The 20619-nt window shown below is 71.1% G+C and carries 16 protein-coding genes; 7 read left to right on the forward strand and 9 right to left on the reverse strand.

The window, feature by feature from the left end; translation table 11 throughout:
• The first annotated feature begins 258 nt into the window (after positions 1 to 258).
• Together JYK17_RS02545 and JYK17_RS02550 are read left to right on the forward strand one after the other, a co-directional pair.
• Positions 259 to 1086, forward strand: a complete 828-nt coding sequence (locus JYK17_RS02545; RefSeq protein WP_222809657.1) for an enoyl-CoA hydratase family protein — start codon at positions 259 to 261, stop codon at positions 1084 to 1086.
• A 2-nt stretch (positions 1087 to 1088) separates the two neighbouring features.
• Positions 1089 to 3365, forward strand: coding sequence for a bifunctional salicylyl-CoA 5-hydroxylase/oxidoreductase (locus JYK17_RS02550; protein WP_222809658.1), 2277 nt, complete (start codon positions 1089 to 1091; stop codon positions 3363 to 3365).
• Between the two features lie 49 nt (positions 3366 to 3414).
• On the opposite strand, the gene cysC is transcribed toward JYK17_RS02550, so the two are convergent.
• The 3 genes from cysC to JYK17_RS02565 all read right to left on the reverse strand — a co-directional run bounded on the left by cysC (position 3415) and on the right by JYK17_RS02565 (position 6553).
• Positions 3415 to 3972 (reverse strand): adenylyl-sulfate kinase, encoded by a 558-nt coding sequence (cysC, locus tag JYK17_RS02555; protein ID WP_222809659.1) that lies wholly within the window; start codon positions 3970 to 3972, stop codon positions 3415 to 3417.
• 124 nt (positions 3973 to 4096) lie between these two features.
• Positions 4097 to 4909 carry a PaaX family transcriptional regulator gene (locus JYK17_RS02560; protein WP_128801686.1) on the reverse strand — a complete coding sequence of 271 codons (813 nt, stop codon included), beginning with the start codon at positions 4907 to 4909 and terminating at the stop codon, positions 4097 to 4099.
• 15 nt (positions 4910 to 4924) lie between these two features.
• The gene (locus JYK17_RS02565; protein ID WP_222809660.1) at positions 4925 to 6553 is read right to left on the reverse strand and encodes an AMP-binding protein; all 1629 of its coding nucleotides are present in this window, start codon (positions 6551 to 6553) and stop codon (positions 4925 to 4927) included.
• 137 nt (positions 6554 to 6690) lie between these two features.
• On the opposite strand from JYK17_RS02565, the gene JYK17_RS02570 reads away from it, so the two are divergent.
• A complete protein-coding gene (locus JYK17_RS02570; RefSeq protein WP_222809661.1) occupies positions 6691 to 7914 on the forward strand; it encodes an acyl-CoA dehydrogenase family protein in 1224 nt (407 codons plus the stop codon).
• Complete coding sequence (locus JYK17_RS02575) at positions 7911 to 8309, forward strand: RidA family protein (RefSeq protein WP_108007050.1); 399 nt, start codon at positions 7911 to 7913, stop codon at positions 8307 to 8309. Before JYK17_RS02570 ends, JYK17_RS02575 begins: the two co-directional genes overlap by 4 nt.
• Positions 8310 to 8350: 41 nt before the next feature.
• Here JYK17_RS02575 and JYK17_RS02580 read toward each other — a convergent pair whose 3' ends face one another.
• The gene (locus tag JYK17_RS02580; protein ID WP_108007048.1) at positions 8351 to 8545 is read right to left on the reverse strand and encodes a DUF5999 family protein; all 195 of its coding nucleotides are present in this window, start codon (positions 8543 to 8545) and stop codon (positions 8351 to 8353) included.
• 226 nt (positions 8546 to 8771) lie between these two features.
• On the opposite strand from JYK17_RS02580, the gene JYK17_RS02585 reads away from it, so the two are divergent.
• On the forward strand, positions 8772 to 9242 hold the full coding sequence (locus JYK17_RS02585; protein ID WP_128801683.1) for a DUF6299 family protein: 471 nt from the start codon (positions 8772 to 8774) through the stop codon (positions 9240 to 9242).
• 206 nt (positions 9243 to 9448) lie between these two features.
• On the forward strand, positions 9449 to 10294 hold the full coding sequence (locus tag JYK17_RS02590) for a PaaX family transcriptional regulator (protein ID WP_222809662.1): 846 nt from the start codon (positions 9449 to 9451) through the stop codon (positions 10292 to 10294).
• Here JYK17_RS02590 and JYK17_RS02595 read toward each other — a convergent pair.
• From JYK17_RS02595 to JYK17_RS02615, 5 genes are all read right to left on the reverse strand, one after another.
• Positions 10291 to 11178: an amidohydrolase family protein gene (locus tag JYK17_RS02595; protein ID WP_222809663.1), complete on the reverse strand. Its 888-nt coding sequence runs from the start codon at positions 11176 to 11178 to the stop codon at positions 10291 to 10293. The genes JYK17_RS02590 and JYK17_RS02595 overlap by 4 nt on opposite strands.
• Complete coding sequence (locus JYK17_RS02600) at positions 11175 to 12704, reverse strand: benzoate-CoA ligase family protein (protein WP_222809664.1); 1530 nt, start codon at positions 12702 to 12704, stop codon at positions 11175 to 11177. The genes JYK17_RS02595 and JYK17_RS02600 overlap by 4 nt, the downstream gene beginning before the upstream one ends.
• A 10-nt stretch (positions 12705 to 12714) precedes the next feature.
• The gene (gene boxB / locus JYK17_RS02605) at positions 12715 to 14136 is read right to left on the reverse strand and encodes a benzoyl-CoA 2,3-epoxidase subunit BoxB (RefSeq protein WP_222809665.1); all 1422 of its coding nucleotides are present in this window, start codon (positions 14134 to 14136) and stop codon (positions 12715 to 12717) included.
• A 4-nt stretch (positions 14137 to 14140) separates the two neighbouring features.
• The gene (boxC, locus tag JYK17_RS02610) at positions 14141 to 15763 is read right to left on the reverse strand and encodes a 2,3-epoxybenzoyl-CoA dihydrolase (RefSeq protein WP_222809666.1); all 1623 of its coding nucleotides are present in this window, start codon (positions 15761 to 15763) and stop codon (positions 14141 to 14143) included.
• A 198-nt stretch (positions 15764 to 15961) separates the two neighbouring features.
• Positions 15962 to 17491: a helix-turn-helix domain-containing protein gene (locus JYK17_RS02615; protein WP_108007034.1), complete on the reverse strand. Its 1530-nt coding sequence runs from the start codon at positions 17489 to 17491 to the stop codon at positions 15962 to 15964.
• Between the two features lie 384 nt (positions 17492 to 17875).
• On the opposite strand from JYK17_RS02615, the gene acnA reads away from it, so the two are divergent.
• Positions 17876 to 20593 carry an aconitate hydratase AcnA gene (gene acnA, locus JYK17_RS02620; protein WP_108007032.1) on the forward strand — a complete coding sequence of 906 codons (2718 nt, stop codon included), beginning with the start codon at positions 17876 to 17878 and terminating at the stop codon, positions 20591 to 20593.
• Positions 20594 to 20619 lie beyond the last annotated feature (26 nt).

The following is a 20619-nucleotide window of genomic DNA, read 5'->3' on the forward strand; positions in this document are numbered from 1 at the left end:
CCGTCCGGCAGCATCCTCCGGAGGGCACCGCGCGGGACCTTCGGCCCCGCTGCCAGGCGGCTTACCCGTGACGACGCCTCGCCTCGCACGGCTGCCGCGGCCGTAGCCCGTCTGTCGACGATCCGTGACGGATGTGACCCGGCGGGGTCGGTTCCGGGTCGGTCTATCGCGCACTCCTGACGACAGTCACGAATGAGTGATAACTTCGAGGGGCAGAGCTCAGTACGGCAGTGCCCGCCCCCGAGGAGGCCGCACGTCATGAGTCCCTTCACCGGATCGGCCGCCCGCACCAGGCGCTGGGAACATCTGCGCGTGGAGCTCGCCGACGGGGTCGCCACGGTCACGCTCGCCCGGCCCGACAAACTCAACGCGCTCACCTTCGGCGCCTACGCCGACCTGCGCGACCTGCTCGCCGAGCTGTCCCGCGAGCGGACGGTGCGGGCCCTGGTGCTGGCCGGTGAGGGCCGCGGCTTCTGCTCCGGCGGCGACGTCGACGAGATCATCGGCGCCACCCTGGCCATGGACACCGCCCAGCTCCTCGACTTCAACCGGATGACCGGACAGACCGTGCGGGCCATCCGGGAGTGCCCCTTCCCGGTGATCGCGGCCGTGCACGGGGTGGCCGCGGGCGCCGGGGCGGTGCTGGCGCTGGCGGCGGACTTCCGGGTCGCCGACCCGAGCGCACGCTTCGCATTCCTGTTCACCCGGGTGGGACTCTCCGGCGGCGACATGGGCGCGGCCTATCTGCTGCCCCGGGTCGTCGGGCTCGGCCACGCCACCCGGCTGCTCATGCTGGGCGAACCGGTCCGCGCCCCCGAGGCCGAGCGCATCGGCCTGATCAGCGAGCTGACCGACGAGGGCCGCGCCGACGAGGCCGCCGCGGCGCTGGCCCGCCGTCTCGCCGAGGGCCCGGCCCTGGCGTACGCGCAGACGAAGGCCCTGCTCACGTCCGAACTGGACATGCCGCTCGCCGCCGCCGTCGAACTGGACGCCTCCACCCAGGCCCTGCTGATGAACGGCGAGGACTACGCCGAGTTCCACGCGGCCTTCACGGAGAAGCGCCCGCCCAAGTGGAGGGGGCGCTAGCGATGGAGACCTCGCGCATCGCCATCGTCGGCGGCGGCCCCGGCGGTCTCTACGCCGCCGCCCTGCTCAAGCGCCTGGACCCGGCCCGCGAGATCACCGTCTGGGAGCGCAACGCCCCCGACGACACCTTCGGCTTCGGAGTGGTCCTCTCCGACGAGACGCTCGGCGGCATCGAGCACGCCGACCCGCTGGTCTACGAGGCACTGCAGAAGGACTTCGTCCGGTGGGACGACATCGACATCGTGCACCGGGGCCAGCAGCACACCTCCGGCGGCCACGGCTTCGCGGCCCTCGGCAGACGCCGTCTGCTGCAGATCCTGCACGAGCGCTGCCGCACCCTCGGCGTCGAACTCCGCTTCCGCTCCGAGGCACCGCACCCCGACGAGCTGGCCCGCTCCCACGACCTGGTCGTCGCCGCCGACGGGGTGCGCAGCACCATCCGCGACACCTACGCCGCCGACTTCCGTCCCCGCGTGACCGCCCACCGCTGCCGCTACATCTGGCTCGCCGCCGACTTGGCCTTCGACGCCTTCCGCTTCGAGATCGCCGAGACCGAACACGGCGTGATGCAGCTGCACGCCTACCCCTTCGCGCCCGACGCCTCCACGGTGATCGTCGAGATGCGCGAGGAGGTGTGGCGCTCGGCCGGCTTCGCCGATCTCGACGAGGCGGGGTCCGTGGAGCGCTGCGCCAAGATCTTCGCGGAAGCCCTCGGCGGCCGGCCGCTGCGCTCCAACAAGTCGGCGTGGACGACCTTCCGCACGGTGACCAACGAGCACTGGTCGCGCGGCAACGTCGTCCTGCTCGGCGACGCCGCGCACACCGCCCACTTCTCGATCGGCTCCGGCACCAAGCTCGCCGTGGAGGACGCGCTCGCGCTGGCCGCCTGTCTGGAGGAGCAGCCCTCCCTGGACAAGGCGCTCGCGGCCTACGAGGAGGAGCGCAGGCCCGTGGTCGCCTCCACCCAGCGCGCCGCCCGCGCCAGCCTGGAGTGGTTCGAGAACCTGGGGCTCTATCTCGACCAGCCGCCCCGCCAGTTCGCCTTCAACCTGCTCACCCGCAGCCGCCGCGTCACCCACGACAACCTCCGGCTGCGCGACGCCCGTTTCACCGGTTCGGTGGAGCGCGAGTTCGGCTGCCCGCCCGGTACGCCCCCGATGTTCACGCCGTTCCGGCTGCGCGGGCTGACCCTGCGCAACCGGGTCGTGGTCTCGCCCATGGACATGTACTCGGCCGTCGACGGCGACCCGGGCGACTTCCACCTGGTCCACCTGGGCGCACGCGCGCTCGGGGGCGCGGGCCTGGTGATGACCGAGATGGTGTGCGTCAGCGCGGAGGGCCGGATCACGCCCGGCTGCACCGGCCTGTACACCGCCCGGCAGGCCGACTGCTGGAAGCGGATCACCGACTTCGTGCACGCCCAGGCCCCGGGCACCGCGATCGGCGTCCAGCTCGGTCATTCCGGGCGCAAGGGCTCGACCAAGCTGATGTGGGAGGGCATGGACGAACCGCTCGACGACGGCAACTGGCCGCTCGCCGCCGCCTCCGCACTGCCGTACAAACCGGGCAGCCAGGTCCCCCGCGAACTCACTCGCGCCCAACTCACCGACATCCGCGAGCAGTTCGTGGCCGCCGCCGTGCGGGCCGCCCGGGCCGGCTTCGACCTCCTCGAACTGCACTGCGCCCACGGCTACCTGCTCTCCGGCTTCCTCTCCCCGCTGACCAACCGGCGTACCGACGCCTACGGCGGCTCGCCGGAAAAACGTCTCCGCTTCCCGCTGGAGGTCTTCGACGCCGTACGCGCGGTCTGGCCGGAGGAGAAGCCCATGACCGTCCGCATCTCCGCCACCGACTGGGCCGAGGGCGGCACGACGGCCGAGGACGCCGTCGACATCGCCCGCGCCTTCGCCGCGCACGGCGCCGACGCGATCGACGTGTCGACGGGCCAGGTCGTCGCCGACGAACACCCGGAGTTCGGCCGCTCCTACCAGACCCCCTTCGCCGACCGCATCCGCCACGGCACGGACATCCCGGTGATCGCGGTTGGCGCCATCTCCTCCTGGGACGACGTCAACTCCCTGATCCTGGCGGGCCGCACCGATTTGTGCGCCCTGGCCCGCCCCCACCTCTACGATCCCCACTGGACCCTGCACGCGGCAGCCGAGCAGAACTACACCGGCCCGGGCATCAGTTGGCCGGTCCCGTACCGCGCGGGCAGCCGACGGCCGCAGACGGGTCGCACGGATGCGCCCAAGCCACGGCTGACGCTGGGGAGTTGAGCGTGGGCGCCACGTCGCGGGCGCACCGCGTGAGTTGACCTCGCCGCGCTCACAGCAGCCCCCGCTCCGCCAGCAGCGCGTGCACCGCGTCCGCCGACTCCGTGGGCGTCTGGTGCTGGGTGGCCAGTACGAGGTCCGGGTCCACCGGAGGCTCGTACGGGTCGTCGACCCCGGTCAGCCCCACCAACTGGCCCGCGGCCTGCCGGGCGTAGAGCCCCTTCACGTCCCGTTCGCCGCACACCTGGACCGGAGTGGCCACATGCACCTCGACGTACGGCGTCGAGCTGGCCTCGTGCCGTTTGCGCACCGCCTCGCGGCTGTCCGCGTACGGCGCGATGACGGGCACGAGCGAGAGCACGCCGTTGCGCGCTAGGACCTCGGAGACCAGGCCGATGCGCTGCACGTTCGTGTTGCGGTCCGCGCGGGAGAAGCCGAGGCCCGCGGAGAGGAAGCGGCGTATCTCGTCGCCGTCCAGGATCTCCACACGATGCCCCTCGGCCTTGAGGCGTTCGCCGAGCAGACGGGCGACGGTCGTCTTGCCCGCGCTCGGCAGTCCGGTGAGCCAGACAGTGGCTCCCTGAGCCCGTGCCGTGGTGGTCTTGCGCAACAGTCCTCATTTCTTACCCGGCATTTCTTACCTGGCGACAGCCAGGCGCAGGCTAGGTAAGAAACTTGAGAAGAGGGACAGAGGAGCCTGAGCGTTGCGTGAGTGACCGAAGGTGTGCCTGGTCTCACACCCCTACGAACTCGGCTCCCGTGTCCCTCAGTCGCGCGTGCAGCCCCCGGAAGACGGCGGCCGAGCGGACGCCGGGCCAGTCGTCGGGCAGCAGGCGGGCGGGCAGGCCCGGGTCGGCGTAGGGCAGATGCCGCCAGGAGTCCAGGGCGAGGAGATAGTCGCGGTAGGCATCCTCGGGCGGGGTGTGCGGCCGGTGCTCCCAGCCCTGCAGCACGGGCCCGTGGCGGTCGAGGAAGGCCTCGTGCTCCTTGGCGATGGCGGCCAGGTCCCACCAGCGGGCGACCGCCTCCCGGGTCGCCGCGAAGCCGAGGTGCTCGCCGCGGAAGAGGTCGACGTACGGGTCGAGGCGCAGCCGCTGCAGGGTGTGCCGGGTCTCCTCGTACAGCCGGGCGGGAGCGATCCACACGCCGGGCGTCGCGGTGCCGAAGCCGAGGCCGGCCAGCCGCGAGCGCAGCACATGCCGCTTCTGCCGCTCCGACTCCGGAACGGAGAACACGGCGAGCACCCAGCCCTCGTCGTCGGGCGGCGCCGAGGCGTAGATGCGCCGGTCGCCGTCGTCGAGCAACTGGCGGGCGTCCGGGGACAGTTCGTACCCGGCCGCGCCTTGCGCCGTGCGGGCCGGCAGCAGCAGCCCGCGGCGTTTGAGGCGGGACACCGACGACCGTACGGAGGGCGCGTCCACGCCCACCGCGGCGAGCAGCCGGATCAGTTCGGCGACGGGTACGGGACCCTCCGCGAAGCGTCCGTAGGCGCCGTAGAGCGTGACGATGAGAGACCGTGGTGCATGCTGGTCGGACACGTTGATCATCTTAGGTCGTCGGCATCAGTGCTGGTCACCTTCGGTGTCACGTTCGACGGTGGCTTCGGCCCCGGTCTCGTCGCGCAGCCGGAAGCGCTGCAGCTTGCCGGTCGCGGTGCGCGGCAGGGCGTCGAGGAAGACGATCTCGCGGGGGCATTTGTACGGCGCCAGCTCGGACTTGACGAACGCGCGCAGTGCCTCGACGTCCCGTCCGGCGCCCTCCTTGAGCACGGTGTACGCCACCACCACCTGCCCGCGCGCCTCGTCGGGGCGCCCCACGACGGCCGCCTCCACCACGTCCGGGTGGCGCAGCAGGGCGTCCTCGACCTCGGGCCCGGCGATGTTGTACCCGGCCGAGATGATCATGTCGTCGGCGCGCGCGACATAGCGGAAGTAGCCGTCGCCGTCGCGGACATAGGTGTCACCGGTGACGTTCCAGCCGCCCCGGACATAGACGCGCTGGCGCGGGTCGGAGAGGTAGCGGCAGCCGACCGGGCCGCGTACGGCGAGCAGCCCCGGTTCCCCGTCGGGCAGCGGGTCGCCGTGCGCGTCCTGCACCCGTGCCTGCCAGCCCGGTACGGGGATTCCGGTCGTGCCGGGCCGGATCTGCTCGTCGGCCGCGGAGATGAAGATGTGCAACAGCTCGGTGGCGCCTATGCCGTTGATGATGCGCAGCCCGGTCCGCTCGTACCAGGCCTGCCAGGTGGCGGCGGGTAGGTTCTCCCCGGCCGACACACAGCGGCGCAGGGGCGCGACGTCGTGGGCGTCGAGTTCGTCGAGCATCGCCCGGTAGGCCGTGGGCGCGGTGAACACCACGGAGACCCGGTGTTCGGCGACGGCTGCCAACAGCTGCTTGGGATGGGCCTGTTCGAGCAGGAGCGAGCTGGCTCCGGCCCGCATCGGGAAGACGACCAGACCGCCGAGCCCGAAGGTGAAACCGAGTGGCGGACTGCCCGCGAAGACGTCGTCCGCGCGGGGTCGCAGCACATGCGCCGAGAAGGTGTCCGCTATCGCCAGCACATCGCGGTGGAAGTGCATGCACCCCTTGGGGCGGCCGGTGGTGCCCGAGGTGAACGCGATCAGCGCGACGTCGTCGGCCGCGGTGTCGACCGCCTCGTACGGGGTGTCGGGCGCGGGCCTGCACAGCAGGTCGTCGGGGGCGTCGCCGCCGTACGTCGTGATGCGCAGGCCCGGTATCTCGGCCTTGGCCAGGTCGTCGACGGACCGTATGTCGCACAGCGCGTGCCGCACCTCGGCGATGGCGCAGATCGTGCTCAGCTCGTGCGGGCGCTGCTGGGCCAGCACGGTCACCGCGACCGCGCCCGCCTTCAGCACGGCCAGCCAGCAGGCCGCGAGCCACGGCGTGGTCGGCCCGCGCAGCAGCACACGGTTGCCGGGGACGACGCCCATGTCCCGGGTGAGGACGTGCGCGATGCGGTCGACACGGGCGCGGAGTTCGCCGTACGTCCAGGACGGCCCGGCGGGGGTGTGGAACACCGGGCGGCCGGGGTCCGCGTGGTCCAGGAGCTCGGCGGCACAGTTCAGCCGATCGGGGTAACGCAGCTCCGGCAGGTCGAAGCGGAGTTCGGGCCACTCCGCGGGCGGCGGCAGGTGGTCGCGCGCGAAGGTGTCGACATGGGCCGAGACGTTCATGGCGGTGCGCCCCCTTGCCGTGTTCGGCGTCGTGGTGGGCCTGGGGTCCGTCCAGCGCTCTGAGCGTATCGTGTTGGTGACGACAGTCAACGGTGCGCGATAACCTCGTGGCAGGTACGGAGCAGAGGGGACCGCCAATGCCCGCATTCTCACTCGAACCGGAACAGATCGCCTGGTGTGGCGAGCTGCGCGCCCTGGCCGCCGAGCAGCTGCGCCCGCTCGCCGAGAAGGGCGAACCGGGGCACGTCAACCGCGCGCTCGTCGCGGAACTGGGTCGGCTCGGACTCCTGGGGCGCCTGTTCACCTCGGGCGCCCTCGACCTCTGCCTGATGCGCGAGTCCCTCGCCTACGCCTGCACCGAGGCCGAGACCGCCCTGGCCCTGCAGGGGCTCGGCGCCCACCCGGTGCACGCCCACGGCACCCCGGCCCAGCGCGAGCGCTGGCTGCCCCGGGTCGCCAACGGCACGGCGGTGGCCGCGTTCGCACTGAGCGAGCCGGGAGCGGGCTCGGACGCGGCGGCCCTCGCACTGCGGGCGGACCCGGACCGGGACTCGGGGGAGGCCCCGGAATCGGAGGCGGCCCCGCCGGGCAGCGCGTCTGTCGCCGAGCCGCCGGTCGCCGAGCCCGACGGCCCCGCCCGCTGGCGGCTCACCGGCGAGAAGTGCTGGATCTCCAATGCGCCGGAGGCCGACTTCTACACCGTATTCGCCCGCACCACCCCCGGCGCGGGCGCCCGCGGGGTGACCGCCTTCCTGGTGCCGGCCGACCGGCCGGGGCTCACCGGCACGCCCCTCGACATGCTCTCCCCGCACCCCATCGGCGCCCTCGACTTCGACGCCGTACCCGTCACCGCGGACGACGTGCTCGGCGAGGTGGACCGCGGCTTCCGGGTCGCCATGGGGACCCTCAACCAATTCCGCCCCAGCGTCGGCGCGTTCGCGGTCGGCATGGCGCAGGCGGCCCTGGACGCGACCCTCGCGCACACCGACCGACGGGACGCGTTCGGCGGCACGTTGCGGGATCTGCAGTCCGTCGCCCACCAGGTCGCCGAGATGGCGCTGCGCATCGAAGCGGCCCGCCTCATGGTGTACGCGGCGGCGACGGCGTACGACGAGGGCGCCCCCGGTGTCCCCAAGCGCGCGGCCATGGCGAAGCTGCTGGCCACCGAGACCGCGCAGTATGTCGTCGACAGGGCCGTCCAGTTGCACGGCGCCCGGGCCCTGCGCCGCGGCCATCTCCTCGAACACCTCTACCGGGAGGTGCGCGCCCCGCGCATCTACGAGGGCGCGAGCGAGGTCCAACGCGGCATCATCGCCAAGGAGTTGTACGCCGGAATGCAGGCAGTGGAGGGATCGCGGTGAGCACCGAGCGCGTCAACCCGTCCGAACTCTCCCCGGCGACCGGCTTCTCCCACGCCGTCGTCGCCACCGGGACCCGCGTGGTCTTCCTGGCCGGCCAGACCGCTCTGGACACCGACGGAAAGATCGTCGGCGACACCCTCCCCGAGCAGTTCGAGCGGGCCCTGACCAATCTGCTGACGGCCCTGCGCGCGGCGGGCGGCACCCCGGCCGACCTCGCCCGCGTCACCGTCTACGCCACCGACGTCGCCGCGTATCGCGTCCATGCGCGCGAACTGGGCGGTATCTGGCGCGAGTTGGCGGGCCGTGACTATCCGGCGATGGCTGTCGTCGAGGTCGTACGCCTGTGGGACGAGCAGGCGATGGTGGAGCTCGACGGGTTCGCCGTGCTGCCGTAGACAGCCGTGCCCGACCGCAGTGGGCTCGGGCCGCGGTGTGCTCAGGCCGCGATGGCCAGTCGCTCGACGGGCACCCGGTGCGGCGCGACCGCACGGCCGTCGGGCGTCAGCTCACCGGTGTCGTCGAAGACGATCGCGCCGTCGCACCGAAGGCTCCAGCCCTGCTCGGGGTGGGCGGCGACGATGTGCACGGCGGCGGTGTCGAAGGAAGGGCACGAGGACTGGTGGGAACACATGGCGCACCTCCACGTCGGTCGGGACCGTCCGTCCGGTCCCTATGTACAGACCATGCTCCCGTCGTGAACTCATCGGAACGGCCCGCCGTGAAGCGTGACAACACGCGGACAACCTCCGGACGGTTCCACGACGCTCGCAGCGGACTCGCCACCGAAGGGGTGACGGTCACGGCCGTCGACGCCCTTGCCGGGTACCAGTGGAAACCCCACCTACAGGAGGTTTCCCATGACCAAGCGCCCCGCCCTCGCCCTCGCGGCCGGTGCCGCGATCGTCCTGCTCGCCGCTCCGGCCGCCCCGGCGTCCGCCGCCCCGCACCGGGCCGCGGACGTGAAGGAGACGGTGACCGTCGACCCGACGGGCCGTATCGCCGACGACGGCACCGTCACGCTGACGGGCACCTATCGCTGCGTCGACAGCACGGGTCCCGCCTTCGTCAGCTCCAACATCCGTACGACCTCCACGAACTCGGCCACGAGCCCGAGCAGCGTGACCGTCGTCCAGGGCGTCGGCGGCACCATGGCCGTCTGCGACGGCGCCACGCACCGCTGGGAGAACAGCAGCACGCCGTCGCCGGAGGTCAAGCCGGGCAAGGTCAGCGTCGAGGCGACGGTCACGGAGCTGGAGTTCCACGGCATCCTGCCCCTGCCCCGCTTCCACGCCGTGCAGCGGCACGACGTCACCCTGACCCAGGACTGACCGCCGCCCCACCACCTGCCGCCAAGTCGCGCCGCCGAACCGTATGGTCGGCGGCGCGTGGCATGTCAGGAGTCGGGTCGGTCGCCAACACCTCGACGCTCTACTTATCGCTCGCGCGACGACAAGATATTGTGTAGTTACAGATATTGTGCAGCTACGCCGACGAGCAGCCGACGGCGAGGAACCTGACGAGGGAAGTGACGGGCATGGCGAACGACACCTCCGCACGGCCGGTGGTCAGCCGCCGCCGGGAGGTCGGCGACACCAGCGCCCGTTCCCTGCTGATGACGATGCTCGGCGAGTACGTCCTGCCCCGCGGCCGCCCGGTGTGGACCTCCGCCCTCGTGGAGGCGCTCGCCCTGTTCGGCGTCGAGGAGAAGTCGGCCCGCCAGTCGCTGGCCCGAACCGCCGCCGAGGGCTGGCTGGCCGCCGAGCGGGTGGGCCGCCGGACGCGCTGGGCCCTCACCCCACCCGGACGCCGCCTGCTGACCGAGGGCGCGCAGCGCATCTACGACTTCGGCAGCGAGGAGCGCACCTGGGACGGCACCTGGCTGATGGTCCTGGTCTCGGTACCGGAGTCCAAGCGGGACCTGCGCCACCGGGTCCGCACCCGGCTCAGCTGGGCCGGCTTCGGCTCCCCGGAACCCGGCGTGTGGATCACCCCCCGCACCGACCGGGAGACGGAGGCGCTCGGCGTGCTGAAGGAACTCGGCCTGGCCGACGACGCGATGTCCTTCACCGCCGCATACGGCGCCGTGGGCAGCGAGACCGCCATGGTCGCCCGCGCCTGGGACCTCAGCGAGGTGGCGGACCGCTACGAGGCGTTCATCGACGAGTTCACGGGCCTGCACCCCGCGGACGGCGACGCCCTGCTGCACGCCCTGACCGGGCTGGTGCACGAATGGCGCCGCTTCCCCTTCCTCGACCCGCGCCTGCCCTCGAAGCTGCTCCCCGCGGGCTGGAGCGGCGCCCGGGCGGCGGCCCTCTTCCACACCAAGCACGCCGAATGGAGCGCGGGGGCGCAGCGGCGGTGGGAGGAACTGGAGGGCTAGGGGCCCGTCCTGAAACCCGAGCCGTCCTGGAGTCCGAGGCCCGGAAACACCCTCGCCGCGTTCCCCGACAGCACGCCCCGCAGGGTCTCCTCCGGCAGGCCCAGCTTGCGCAGGGCGGTGACGTTGGCGGCGGTGCCTGGTACCCCCGGCCAGTCCGTGCCGAAGATCCAGCGGCCCGCCAGCCGGGGCAGGTCGAAGCGGGCGTAGTACTCGGGGAGTCTGCGCGGGGGCAGTCCGGCCAGGTCCAGCCAGACGTTCGGGCGGGCCAGCGCGAGGAACGCCGCGGTGTCGTACCACCAGCCGCGCCCGCCATGGGCGAAGACGAACTGCACGCCGGGGAAATCCTCCACGGCGTCGAGCATCAGCTGCGGGTCGCCGAACCGGGCCCGCGCGCCCGGGAAGGTGGACGTGCCCGAGTGCACGATCACCGGGACACCGCGCTCGGCGCACAGCGCGTAGAGCGGGTACAGCTCCTTGTCGGCCGGGTCGAAACCGGCGTGCACGGGATGGAGTTTGACCGCCACCGCGCCGAGCTCCAGCTGCCGCTCGGCCTCGGCCGCCACCGGGTGGTGCAGATGCGGGTTGACGTTCGCGACCAGCCGGAACCGCTCGGGGTTGTACGCGACGACCGGCAGCAGGTCCTCGATGGGCTGGATCCCGGTGGCCCGCGGGCTGTACTCGCAGAACAGCAGTGCGCGGTCCACCCCCTCGGACTCCAGCTGGGCGTCCAGCCGCTCCGGCACCGGATCGCCGTGGTCGTCGTAGGCGTCGCGCCAGGGGTGCCCGCCGGAGAACGTCTGCGCCCACTCGAACCAGGACGGCTTGAGCGTGGACAGCCGCGGGACATGGACGTGCGCGTCCACCACCGTCTCGCCGTCGATCACGGCGCCTCCTCGGAGCCGACCAGCTCCCGCAGCACATTGCGCCGGATCTTCCCCGTGGGCGTGCGCGGCAGTTCGGTCAGCGCGACGACGGCGCGCGGGCGCTTGAACGCGGCCAGCCCCTCCCGGCACCAGGCGACCAGCGTCTCCGCGTCGACCTCGCGCCCGGCTCTCGGCACCACGCACGCGACCGGCTTGTCCAGCCCGTCCGCGTCCCGCGCTCCCACCACGGCGGCCTCGGCCACGTCCGGATGGGCCAGCAGCCGCTCCTCGACCTCCGTGGGCGAGACCCAGATGCCGCCCGCCTTGAGCAGGTCGTTGGTGCGGCCCATGCAGGTGTAGGTGCCGTCGCCGTTGCGGACGTAGGTGTCCCCGGTGCGCACCCAGTCGCCGAGGAAGACCTGACGGGTGGTGTCGGCGCGGCACCAGTAGCCGGTGGCGGCCGACGCCCCGCGGACGTAGAGCTCGCCGGGCACGCCCTCGCCCGCCACCACCCGGCCCTCCCCGTCCCGCAGCTCCACGGCGTACCCCGGAACAGGCTCGCCGGAGGAGCCCGGATGGACCCGCCCCTGCCGGTTGGAGATGAAGATGTGCAGCATCTCGGTCGACCCGATCCCGTCGAGGACCTCGACGCCGAACCGCTCCAGCATCCCCCGGTAGATCCGCGCCGGCAGCGCCTCACCGGCCGAGACACCCGCGCGTACGGTCGCGAAGGCGTCGTCGGGGATGTCGAGGCCCGCGAGCAGCGCCCCGAGGAAGCCGGGCACGCCGAACAGGATCGTGGCCCGGTCGGCCGCCGCCCGTTTGGCGAACAGCGCGGGGGAGGGCAGGGCCGGTTCGAGCAGGGCGGTGGCGCCCACCGACAGCGGGAAGAACATCGAGTTGCCGAGCCCGTACGCGAAGAACAGCTTCGCCACCGACAGACAGCGGTCCTCGGGGCCGATGCCGAGGACCTGCCGCCCGTAGTTCTCGGCGACCAGCCTGATGTCGTCGTGCCGGTGCATGGCCGCCTTGGGCGTGCCCGTGGTGCCGGAGGTGTAGAGCCACAGGGCGGGGGAGTCCGGCCAGGTGGGGTACGGCTCCTCGTGCGCGCCCGGGTCGGCGGCCCGCAGCCGCTGCCACTCCTCGCCGAGGACGACGTGCTCGACCTCCGGGGCCTCCCGCACGGCCGCCCGCACCACGGGGGCGAACTCGGCCGATCCCAGCACCACGCGCGTACGGCAGTCCGTGACCAGGCCGCCCAGCTCCGCGCCGGTGAGCATGGTCGAGGCGGGCACGGCCACCGCGCCGATGCGGAAGGCGGCGAGGATGCCGGTGAACAGCTCGACGTCGTCCGTCATGCAGAACAGGACGCGCTCCTCGGGCCGCACCCCGAGGGCTTGCAGCCCTGCGGCCACCCGGCGGACCTCACCGGCCAGCTCCTCGTAGGTCAGGGACCGGGTGGGCGTCACGACGGCCGTGTGGCCGCCGCCCCCCTCCGTCACCTGCCGGTCGACCAGCCACTGTGCCGCGTTGAACAGCTCGGGCATGACGGCCGCCTCACACCAGTCGGACGTACTCGTAGTCGAACGGCTTGCCGTTGATGCCGCTCGTCGGCGGCGCCACCCAGCTCGCGATCTTCCCGCGCTCGTACACCGGCTGCATCAACGACCGTACGAACGCCAGGTCCTCGGCCGTCGGCAGCCAGTGCCCGCGGTTCGCCTCCCAGGTCTCCGCGTCGACGATCGTGCCGTCGGGCGTGACGTGATGGCCGGAGGCGAGGCCGACACCGCGGTTGAAGCCGGGATGCGGGAGCGTCAGCCGGAAGTCGATGCCGTGCTCCTCCAGGATGCGGTTCCAGCGCTTGAGGCCCGTCCGGCAGTCGGCGATGTACTCGTCGCGCAGGTCGAGATTGAGGGCGAGCAGCGCGGGCACCTCGTCGACCCCCCAGGTGCCGTCCGCGACGGGCTTGTCCAACCGCACGCCGTCCTCGGTGAGTTGATGGTCGTCGCCGCGCCGCTCCTCCTGCCAGCGGCCCTTGAGACCGGCGGTGTAGTAGTTGGCCGCGTTGGTGGAGGTCTCGCTGCCGAACAGGTCCAGGGAGACCGTGTAGTGGAAGTTGATGTACTTCTGGATGATGTCGAGCGGGATGCCGCCGCAGGCCGCGATGTCCAACGTGTCGTGCTCGCGCACGAGTTGGGCGCTGCGGGTGACCACCCGGTCGACGCCCGTGGTGCCCACCATCATGTGGTGCGCCTCTTCCTTCAGCATGAAGACGCAGGTCCGCGACAGCGGGTCGAAGGCGCTCTCCTTGAGCGAGCCCAGCTGGTACTTGCCGTCCCGGTCGGTGAAGTACGTGAACATGTAGAAGGCCAGCCAGTCGGCGGTCTCCTCGTTGAACGCGCCCAGGATGCGCGGCGAGTCGGGGCTGCCGGAGTTGCGGTACAGCAGCGCCTCGGCCTCCTCGCGCCCCTCGCGGCCGAAGTAGGCGTGCAGCAGATATACCATCGCCCACAGATGCCGCCCCTCCTCCACGTTGACCTGGAAGAGGTTGCGCAGGTCGTACAGGCTCGGCGCGCTCAGCCCCAGCAGACGCTGCTGCTCCACGGAGGCGGGCTCGGTGTCGCCCTGGATCACGATCAGCCGCTGCAGATCGGCGCGGTACTCTCCGGGCACCTGCTGCCAGACCGGCTCGCCCCTGTGCTCGCCGAAGGCGATACGGCGGTCCGGGGTGGGCTCGGCGAGGAAGATGCCCCAGCGGTAGTCGGGCACGTTGACATGGTCGAAGTGCGCCCAGCCGTCGCGGCCCACCGACACGGCGGTGCGCAGATACACGCCGTGGTTCTCCAGCGAGGGGCCCATCTCGCCCCACCAGCCGAGGAACTTGGGCTGCCAGCCCTCCAGCGCCCGCTGCAGCCGGCGGTCGTCGGCGAGGCCGACATTGTTGGGGATCTTGGAGTCGTAGTCGATGGCGGTGGGCATCGGGTCACACTCGCTTCCGGTCGTAGACCGCCCGCTGCCCGGTGCCGTAGCGGCGCAACGCGCCTTCGGGGCCTGAGGCGTTGGGGCGTACGAAGATCCAGTTCTGCCACGCGCTGAGCCGGCCGAAGATCTTGGTCTCCATGGTCTCGGGGCCGGTGAACCGGTGGTTGGCCTCCATCCCGGTCAGCGCGTCCGGGCTCAGCGCCGCCCGGTTCTCCAGGACGATGCGGATCTCGTCCTCCCAGTCGAGGTCGTCGGGAGCGTCGGTGACGAGACCCAGCTCGCGGGCCCGGGCGGCGGACAGCGGCTGCCCCGCCTCCCGCCGCAGCCAGTCGAGGTGGTCCTCGTGGCCGTAGAAACGGGACTGGAGGCGCGAGAGTCCGTTGCCCATCGGGAAGGTGCCGAAATTGGCCTCGGACAGGGTGAGTTGGGCGCGCTCCTCGCTGTCCGGGTCCTCGATCGGCGGCCCGTCCAGCATGTACTGCACGTCGCAGGCGAGGGCGAGCTCCAGCAGCAGCCCGGCGAAGCAGCTGCCCGGCTCGACCAGGGCGACGAGGCTGCGGCTGGTGACGTCGAGCCGCTTCAGGGTGCGCTTGTAGTAGTGCAGGATCTCGTTCGCCAGCCAGTCGTCCTTCGCGCTCAACAGTCGCTGCTCCTCGGCGAGTACGCGCTCGCGGTCGCCCTCGGTGCGCAGCACCCAGGTGCCCAGCTCGGGCTCGTTCGCCCGCAGCCGCAGGATCAGGTCGTCGAGCTCACGGGTGAGGGCGAGCAGCCAGCCGTCACCGCCGTCGGGCCCGCGCACGGTGATCCGGACGAGCCCGCCGGGCCGGTCGAACTCGCCCCGCACATACCGATAGAAGATCCCTTCGTCACTGATCTCCCGCTCCAGCGGGGCGAGTTGAATGCCGCGCACGTCCGCCGGACGGGGATGGCGTGCCGCCGCCTCCCGCGCCCGCTGCTCGACGACCGTACGGAAGTCCCGGCGCGGCACCACCTCGTCCACCAGCCCCCAGTCGACGGCCGTCTTGCCGCGCACGCCGTCGCTGCGGGTGGCGAAGACGTCGGCGAGGTCCTTGCGCACATGGCGCTTGTCGGTCAGCCGGGTCAGTCCGCCGGTACCGGGCAGCACACCGAGCAGCGGCACCTCGGGCAGCGCGACCGAGGAGGAGTTGTCGTCGATCAGCAGGATCCGGTCGCAGGCGAGCGCGAGCTCGTAACCGCCGCCCGCGCAGGAGCCGTTGACCGCGGCGATGAAGGTGAGCCCCGAGTGCTCGGAGGCGTCCTCCATGCCGTTGCGGGTCTCGTTGGTGAACTTGCAGAAGTTCACCTTCCACTCGTGCGCCGAACCCGCGAGCATCCGGATGTTCGCCCCCGCGCAGAACACCTTCTCCTTGGCGCTGGTCACCACCACCGCCCGCACCTCGGGATGCTCGAACCGCAGCCGCTGCACCGCGTCGTACAGCTCGATGTCCACCCCGAGGTCGTAGGAGTTGAGCTTCAGCTCGTACCCCGGCACCAGCCCGCCCTGCTCGTCGACGTCCAGCTCCAGCCAGGCCACCGGCCCGTCCGTGCGCAGCCCCCAGTGCCGGTACATGTCCGGGCTCCGGTCGAAGGACACCTCCACCATGCCGAGCGCCTCCTCGCACCGGTGCGGGTACCGATGCCTTCGATGGTCTACAGAAGAGCGTCATGGCGTCAAGGTTCTGTAGAACAAAAAGGGACCGGAACGCACCGTGGAAAAGAGCCGGAACGCACCGTGGCGCCGGGCCCGCGGTACGGGGCCCGGCGCCACGGAGGGCATGGAGAGCTCGGAGGGCTCGAAGGCTCAGATGTCCCGGAAGATCTCGATCTGCGCGCCGACGGAGTTCAACCGCTCGGCCAGGTCCTCGTACCCCCGGTTGATGACGTACACATTCCGCAGGACGGACGTCCCGTCGGCCGCCATCATCGCCAGCAGGACGACCACGGCGGGTCGCAGGGCCGGCGGGCACATCATCTCGGCGGCGCGCCAGCGGGTGGGGCCCTCGACCAGGACGCGGTGCGGGTCGAGGAGCTGGAGGCGGCCGCCGAGGCGGTTGAGGTCCGTCAGGTAGATGGCGCGGTTGTCGTAGACCCAGTCGTGGATGAGGGTCTTGCCCTGCGCGACGGCCGCGATCGCCGCGAAGAAGGGGACGTTGTCGATGTTCAGGCCCGGGAAGGGCATGGGGTGGATCTTGTCGATCGGGGCTTCGAGCTTGGACGGCCGGACGGTCAGGTCCACCAGGCGCGTACGGCCGTTGTCCGCGAAGTACTCGGGCGTACGGTCGTGGTCGAGCCCCATCTCCTCCAGGACCGCCAGCTCGATCTCCAGGAACTCGATCGGCACCCGGCGCACGGTCAGTTCCGACTCCGTGACCACGGCGGCGGCCAGCAGGCTCATCGCCTCGACCGGGTCCTCGGAGGGGGAGTAGTCCACGTCGACGTCGATGTCCGGCACGCCGTGCACGGTGAGGGTGGTGGTGCCGATGCCTTCGACCCGGACGCCGAGCGCCTCCAGGAAGAAGCACAGGTCCTGGACCATGTAGTTGGAGGACGCGTTGCGGATGACGGTGACCCCGTCCGAACGGGCGGCGGCCAGCAGCGCGTTCTCGGTGACGGTGTCCCCGCGCTCGGTCAGCACGATCGGCCGGTCGGGCCGCACCGCCGGGTCCACCAGGGCGTGGTACTGCCCCTCGGTGGCGGTCACCTCCAGACCGAACCGGCGCAGCGCGATCATGTGCGGCTCGATGGTCCGCGTGCCCAGGTCGCAGCCGCCCGCGTACGGCAGCTTGAAGCGGTCCATGCGGTGCAGCAGCGGGCCGAGGAACATGATGATGGACCGCGTCCGTACGGCCGCCTCGGCGTCGATCGCCGTCATGTTCAGCTCGGCGGGCGGCGCGATCTCCAGGTCGACGCCGTCGTTGACCCACCGGGTGCGCACCCCGATGGAGTTCAGCACCTCCAGGAGCCGGTAGACCTCCTCGATCCGCGCGACCCGACGCAGCACGGTGCGGCCCTTGTTGAGCAGGGACGCGCAGAGCAGCGCGACGCACGCGTTCTTGCTCGTCTTGACGTCGATGGCACCGGAGAGCCGGCGGCCGCCGACGACGCGCAGATGCATCGGCCCCGAGTAGCCCAGCGAGACGATTTCGCTGTCCAAAGCTTCACCAATGCGGGCGATCATCTCAAGGCTGATGTTTTGATTGCCGCGCTCGATGCGGTTGACAGCGCTCTGACTTGTGCCGAGCGCCTCCGCCAGCTGCGCCTGAGTCCAGCCGCGGTGCTGCCGCGCGTCCCGGATGAGCCTGCCGATGCGTACGAGGTAGTCGTCTGCCATGGGGTTGAGGTTATCTCAGATATGAGATGGGGCCTGTTGGGGGGTCCGTTCGGGTGACGCGCCGTCAAAGCTGCCTGGTCGCACAGGTGCGCCGCCGTTCGAAAGATCCGGGCAAATCCCTCGATGTCGTATGACGTCGGACGCCCTCGCGCCCGACCATCCGGTACTGCCGCGCTCGGCTTCCGATGCCGCCGCGCGCGAAGCCGTGGAGCGCGCCACAGTGGGGACCCGGGCATGACCATCCCGTGCCCATGTACTAGAGTTATCTCGACATCGAGATATCTGCCGAGGAGCACCGCAGCGCCAAGCCCGGTAAGGGTTACCTAACTTAGCCTTACCTTAGCGGATGTGGTGAGTACGCGCACATCAATGAAGGAGACTGTCGTGTCGGCGAACAGCTTCGACGCCCGCAGCACGCTGCAGGTGGGCGACGAGTCGTACGAGATCTTCCGGCTGGACAAGGTGGAGGGCTCGGCCCGGCTGCCGTACAGCCTCAAGGTCCTGCTGGAGAACCTGCTCCGCACCGAGGACGGCGCGAACATCACCGCCGACCACATCCGCGCGCTCGGCGGCTGGGACTCCCAGGCGCAGCCGTCCCAGGAGATCCAGTTCACGCCGGCCCGCGTGATCATGCAGGACTTCACCGGCGTGCCCTGTGTCGTGGACCTCGCCACCATGCGTGAGGCCGTCAAGGAGCTCGGCGGCGACGCCGACAAGATCAATCCGCTGGCCCCGGCCGAGCTGGTCATCGACCACTCCGTCATCGCCGACAAGTTCGGCACGAACGACGCCTTCAAGCAGAACGTCGAGCTGGAGTACGGCCGCAACCGCGAGCGCTACCAGTTCCTGCGCTGGGGCCAGACCGCCTTCGACGAGTTCAAGGTCGTCCCGCCCGGCACCGGCATCGTCCACCAGGTCAACATCGAGAAGCTGGCCCGCGTCGTCATGGTCCGTGACGGCAAGGCGTACCCCGACACCCTGGTCGGCACCGACTCGCACACCACGATGGTCAACGGCCTGGGCGTCCTCGGCTGGGGCGTCGGCGGCATCGAGGCCGAGGCCGCGATGCTCGGCCAGCCGGTCTCGATGCTCATCCCGCGCGTCGTCGGCTTCAAGCTGACGGGCGAGCTCAAGCCCGGCACCACCGCCACCGACCTGGTGCTCACCATCACCGAGATGCTGCGCAAGCACGGCGTCGTCGGCAAGTTCGTCGAGTTCTACGGCGAGGGCGTGGGCGCCACGAGCCTCGCCAACCGCGCCACCATCGGCAACATGTCGCCGGAGTTCGGCTCCACAGCCGCGATCTTCCCGATCGACGACGAGACCATCAACTACATGCGGCTCACCGGCCGCAGCGAGCAGCAGCTCGCGCTGGTCGAGGCGTACGCCAAGGCGCAGGGCCTCTGGCTGGACCCGAAGGCCGAGCCCGACTTCTCCGAGAAGCTGGAGCTGGACCTCTCCACGGTCGTCCCCTCCATCGCCGGCCCGAAGCGCCCGCAGGACCGCATCGTCCTCGCGAACGCCGCCGAGCAGTTCAAGCAGGACGTGCGCAACTACGTCGACAGCGTGGACGAGGCGGGCCAGGAGTCCTTCCCGGCCTCCGACGCCCCGGCCATCGCCCCGAACGGCGCCCCGTCCAACCCGGTCACGGTGACCGCCCCCGACGGCTCGACGTACGAGATCGACCACGGCGCGGTGACGGTCGCGGCCATCACCTCCTGCACCAACACCTCGAACCCGTACGTCATGGTCGCCGCCGCCCTGGTGGCCAAGAAGGCGGTCGAGAAGGGCCTGACCCGCAAGCCGTGGGTCAAGACCACCCTCGCCCCGGGCTCCAAGGTCGTCACCGACTACTTCGACAAGGCGGGCCTGACCCCGTACCTCGACAAGGTCGGCTTCAACCTCGTCGGCTACGGCTGCACCACCTGCATCGGCAACTCCGGCCCGCTGCCGGAGGAGGTCTCCAAGGCCGTCAACGACCACGATCTCGCGGTGACTTCGGTCCTGTCCGGCAACCGGAACTTCGAGGGCCGGATCAACCCCGACGTCAAGATGAACTACCTGGCCTCCCCGCCGCTGGTCGTCGCGTACGCCATCGCGGGCTCCATGAAGGTGGACATCACCCGTGACGCCCTGGGCACCGACCAGGACGGCAACCCGGTTTACCTGAAGGACATCTGGCCCTCCGAGGCCGAGGTCAACGACGTCGTGGCGAACGCCATCGGCGAGGACATGTTCAACAAGTCCTACGCCGACGTCTTCGCGGGCGACGCCCAGTGGCAGGCGCTGCCGATCCCCACCGGCAACACCTTCGAGTGGGACGCCGAGTCGACCTACGTCCGCAAGCCCCCGTACTTCGAGGGCATGCAGCCCGAGCCGGCCCCGGTCTCCGACATCTCCGGCGCCCGCGTCCTGGCCAAGCTGGGCGACTCGGTCACCACCGACCACATCTCGCCCGCCGGCGCCATCAAGGCCGACACCCCGGCCGGCCAGTACCTCACGGAGCACGGCGTGCAGCGCCGCGACTTCAACAGCTACGGCTCGCGCCGCGGCAACCACGAGGTCATGATCCGCGGCACGTTCGCCAACATCCGCCTGCGCAACCAGATCGCGCCGGGCACCGAGGGCGGCTACACCCGCGACTTCACGCAGGCCGACGCGCCGGTGTCGTTCATCTACGACGCCTCGCGCAACTACATCGAGCAGGGCATCCCGCTGGTCGTCCTGGCCGGCAAGGAGTACGGCTCCGGCTCGTCCCGCGACTGGGCCGCCAAGGGCACCGCGCTCCTCGGCGTCAAGGCCGTCATCGCCGAGTCGTACGAGCGCATCCACCGCTCGAACCTCATCGGCATGGGCGTGCTCCCGCTGCAGTTCCCGGAGGGCGCCTCGGCGGCCTCCCTCGGCCTGACCGGCGAGGAGACCTTCTCCTTCACCGGCGTCGAGGAGCTCAACAACGGCACCACCCCCGGCACGGTCAAGGTCACCACCGACACGGGCGTCGAGTTCGACGCGGTCGTCCGCATCGACACCCCCGGCGAGGCCGACTACTACCGCAACGGCGGCATCATGCAGTACGTACTGCGCTCGCTGATCCGCAAGTAAGCGACAACTCAAGGCAGTTGAGGGCC

Origin of the sequence: Streptomyces plumbidurans, assembly GCF_019857225.1 — a bacterium.
GTDB lineage: Bacteria > Actinomycetota > Actinomycetes > Streptomycetales > Streptomycetaceae > Streptomyces > Streptomyces plumbidurans.

Coding starts and splice junctions, on each gene's coding strand:
- JYK17_RS02545 (WP_222809657.1), top strand. CDS start 259: ATGAGTCCCTTCACCGGATCGGCCGCCCGCACCAGGCGCTGGGAACAT.
- JYK17_RS02550 (WP_222809658.1), top strand. CDS start 1,089: ATGGAGACCTCGCGCATCGCCATCGTCGGCGGCGGCCCCGGCGGTCTC.
- JYK17_RS02560 (WP_128801686.1), bottom strand. CDS start 4,909: ATGATCAACGTGTCCGACCAGCATGCACCACGGTCTCTCATCGTCACG.
- JYK17_RS02565 (WP_222809660.1), bottom strand. CDS start 6,553: ATGAACGTCTCGGCCCATGTCGACACCTTCGCGCGCGACCACCTGCCG.
- JYK17_RS02570 (WP_222809661.1), top strand. CDS start 6,691: ATGCCCGCATTCTCACTCGAACCGGAACAGATCGCCTGGTGTGGCGAG.
- JYK17_RS02580 (WP_108007048.1), bottom strand. CDS start 8,545: ATGTGTTCCCACCAGTCCTCGTGCCCTTCCTTCGACACCGCCGCCGTG.
- JYK17_RS02585 (WP_128801683.1), top strand. CDS start 8,772: ATGACCAAGCGCCCCGCCCTCGCCCTCGCGGCCGGTGCCGCGATCGTC.
- JYK17_RS02590 (WP_222809662.1), top strand. CDS start 9,449: ATGGCGAACGACACCTCCGCACGGCCGGTGGTCAGCCGCCGCCGGGAG.
- JYK17_RS02600 (WP_222809664.1), bottom strand. CDS start 12,704: ATGCCCGAGCTGTTCAACGCGGCACAGTGGCTGGTCGACCGGCAGGTG.
- boxB (WP_222809665.1), bottom strand. CDS start 14,136: ATGCCCACCGCCATCGACTACGACTCCAAGATCCCCAACAATGTCGGC.
- boxC (WP_222809666.1), bottom strand. CDS start 15,763: ATGGTGGAGGTGTCCTTCGACCGGAGCCCGGACATGTACCGGCACTGG.
- JYK17_RS02615 (WP_108007034.1), bottom strand. CDS start 17,491: ATGGCAGACGACTACCTCGTACGCATCGGCAGGCTCATCCGGGACGCG.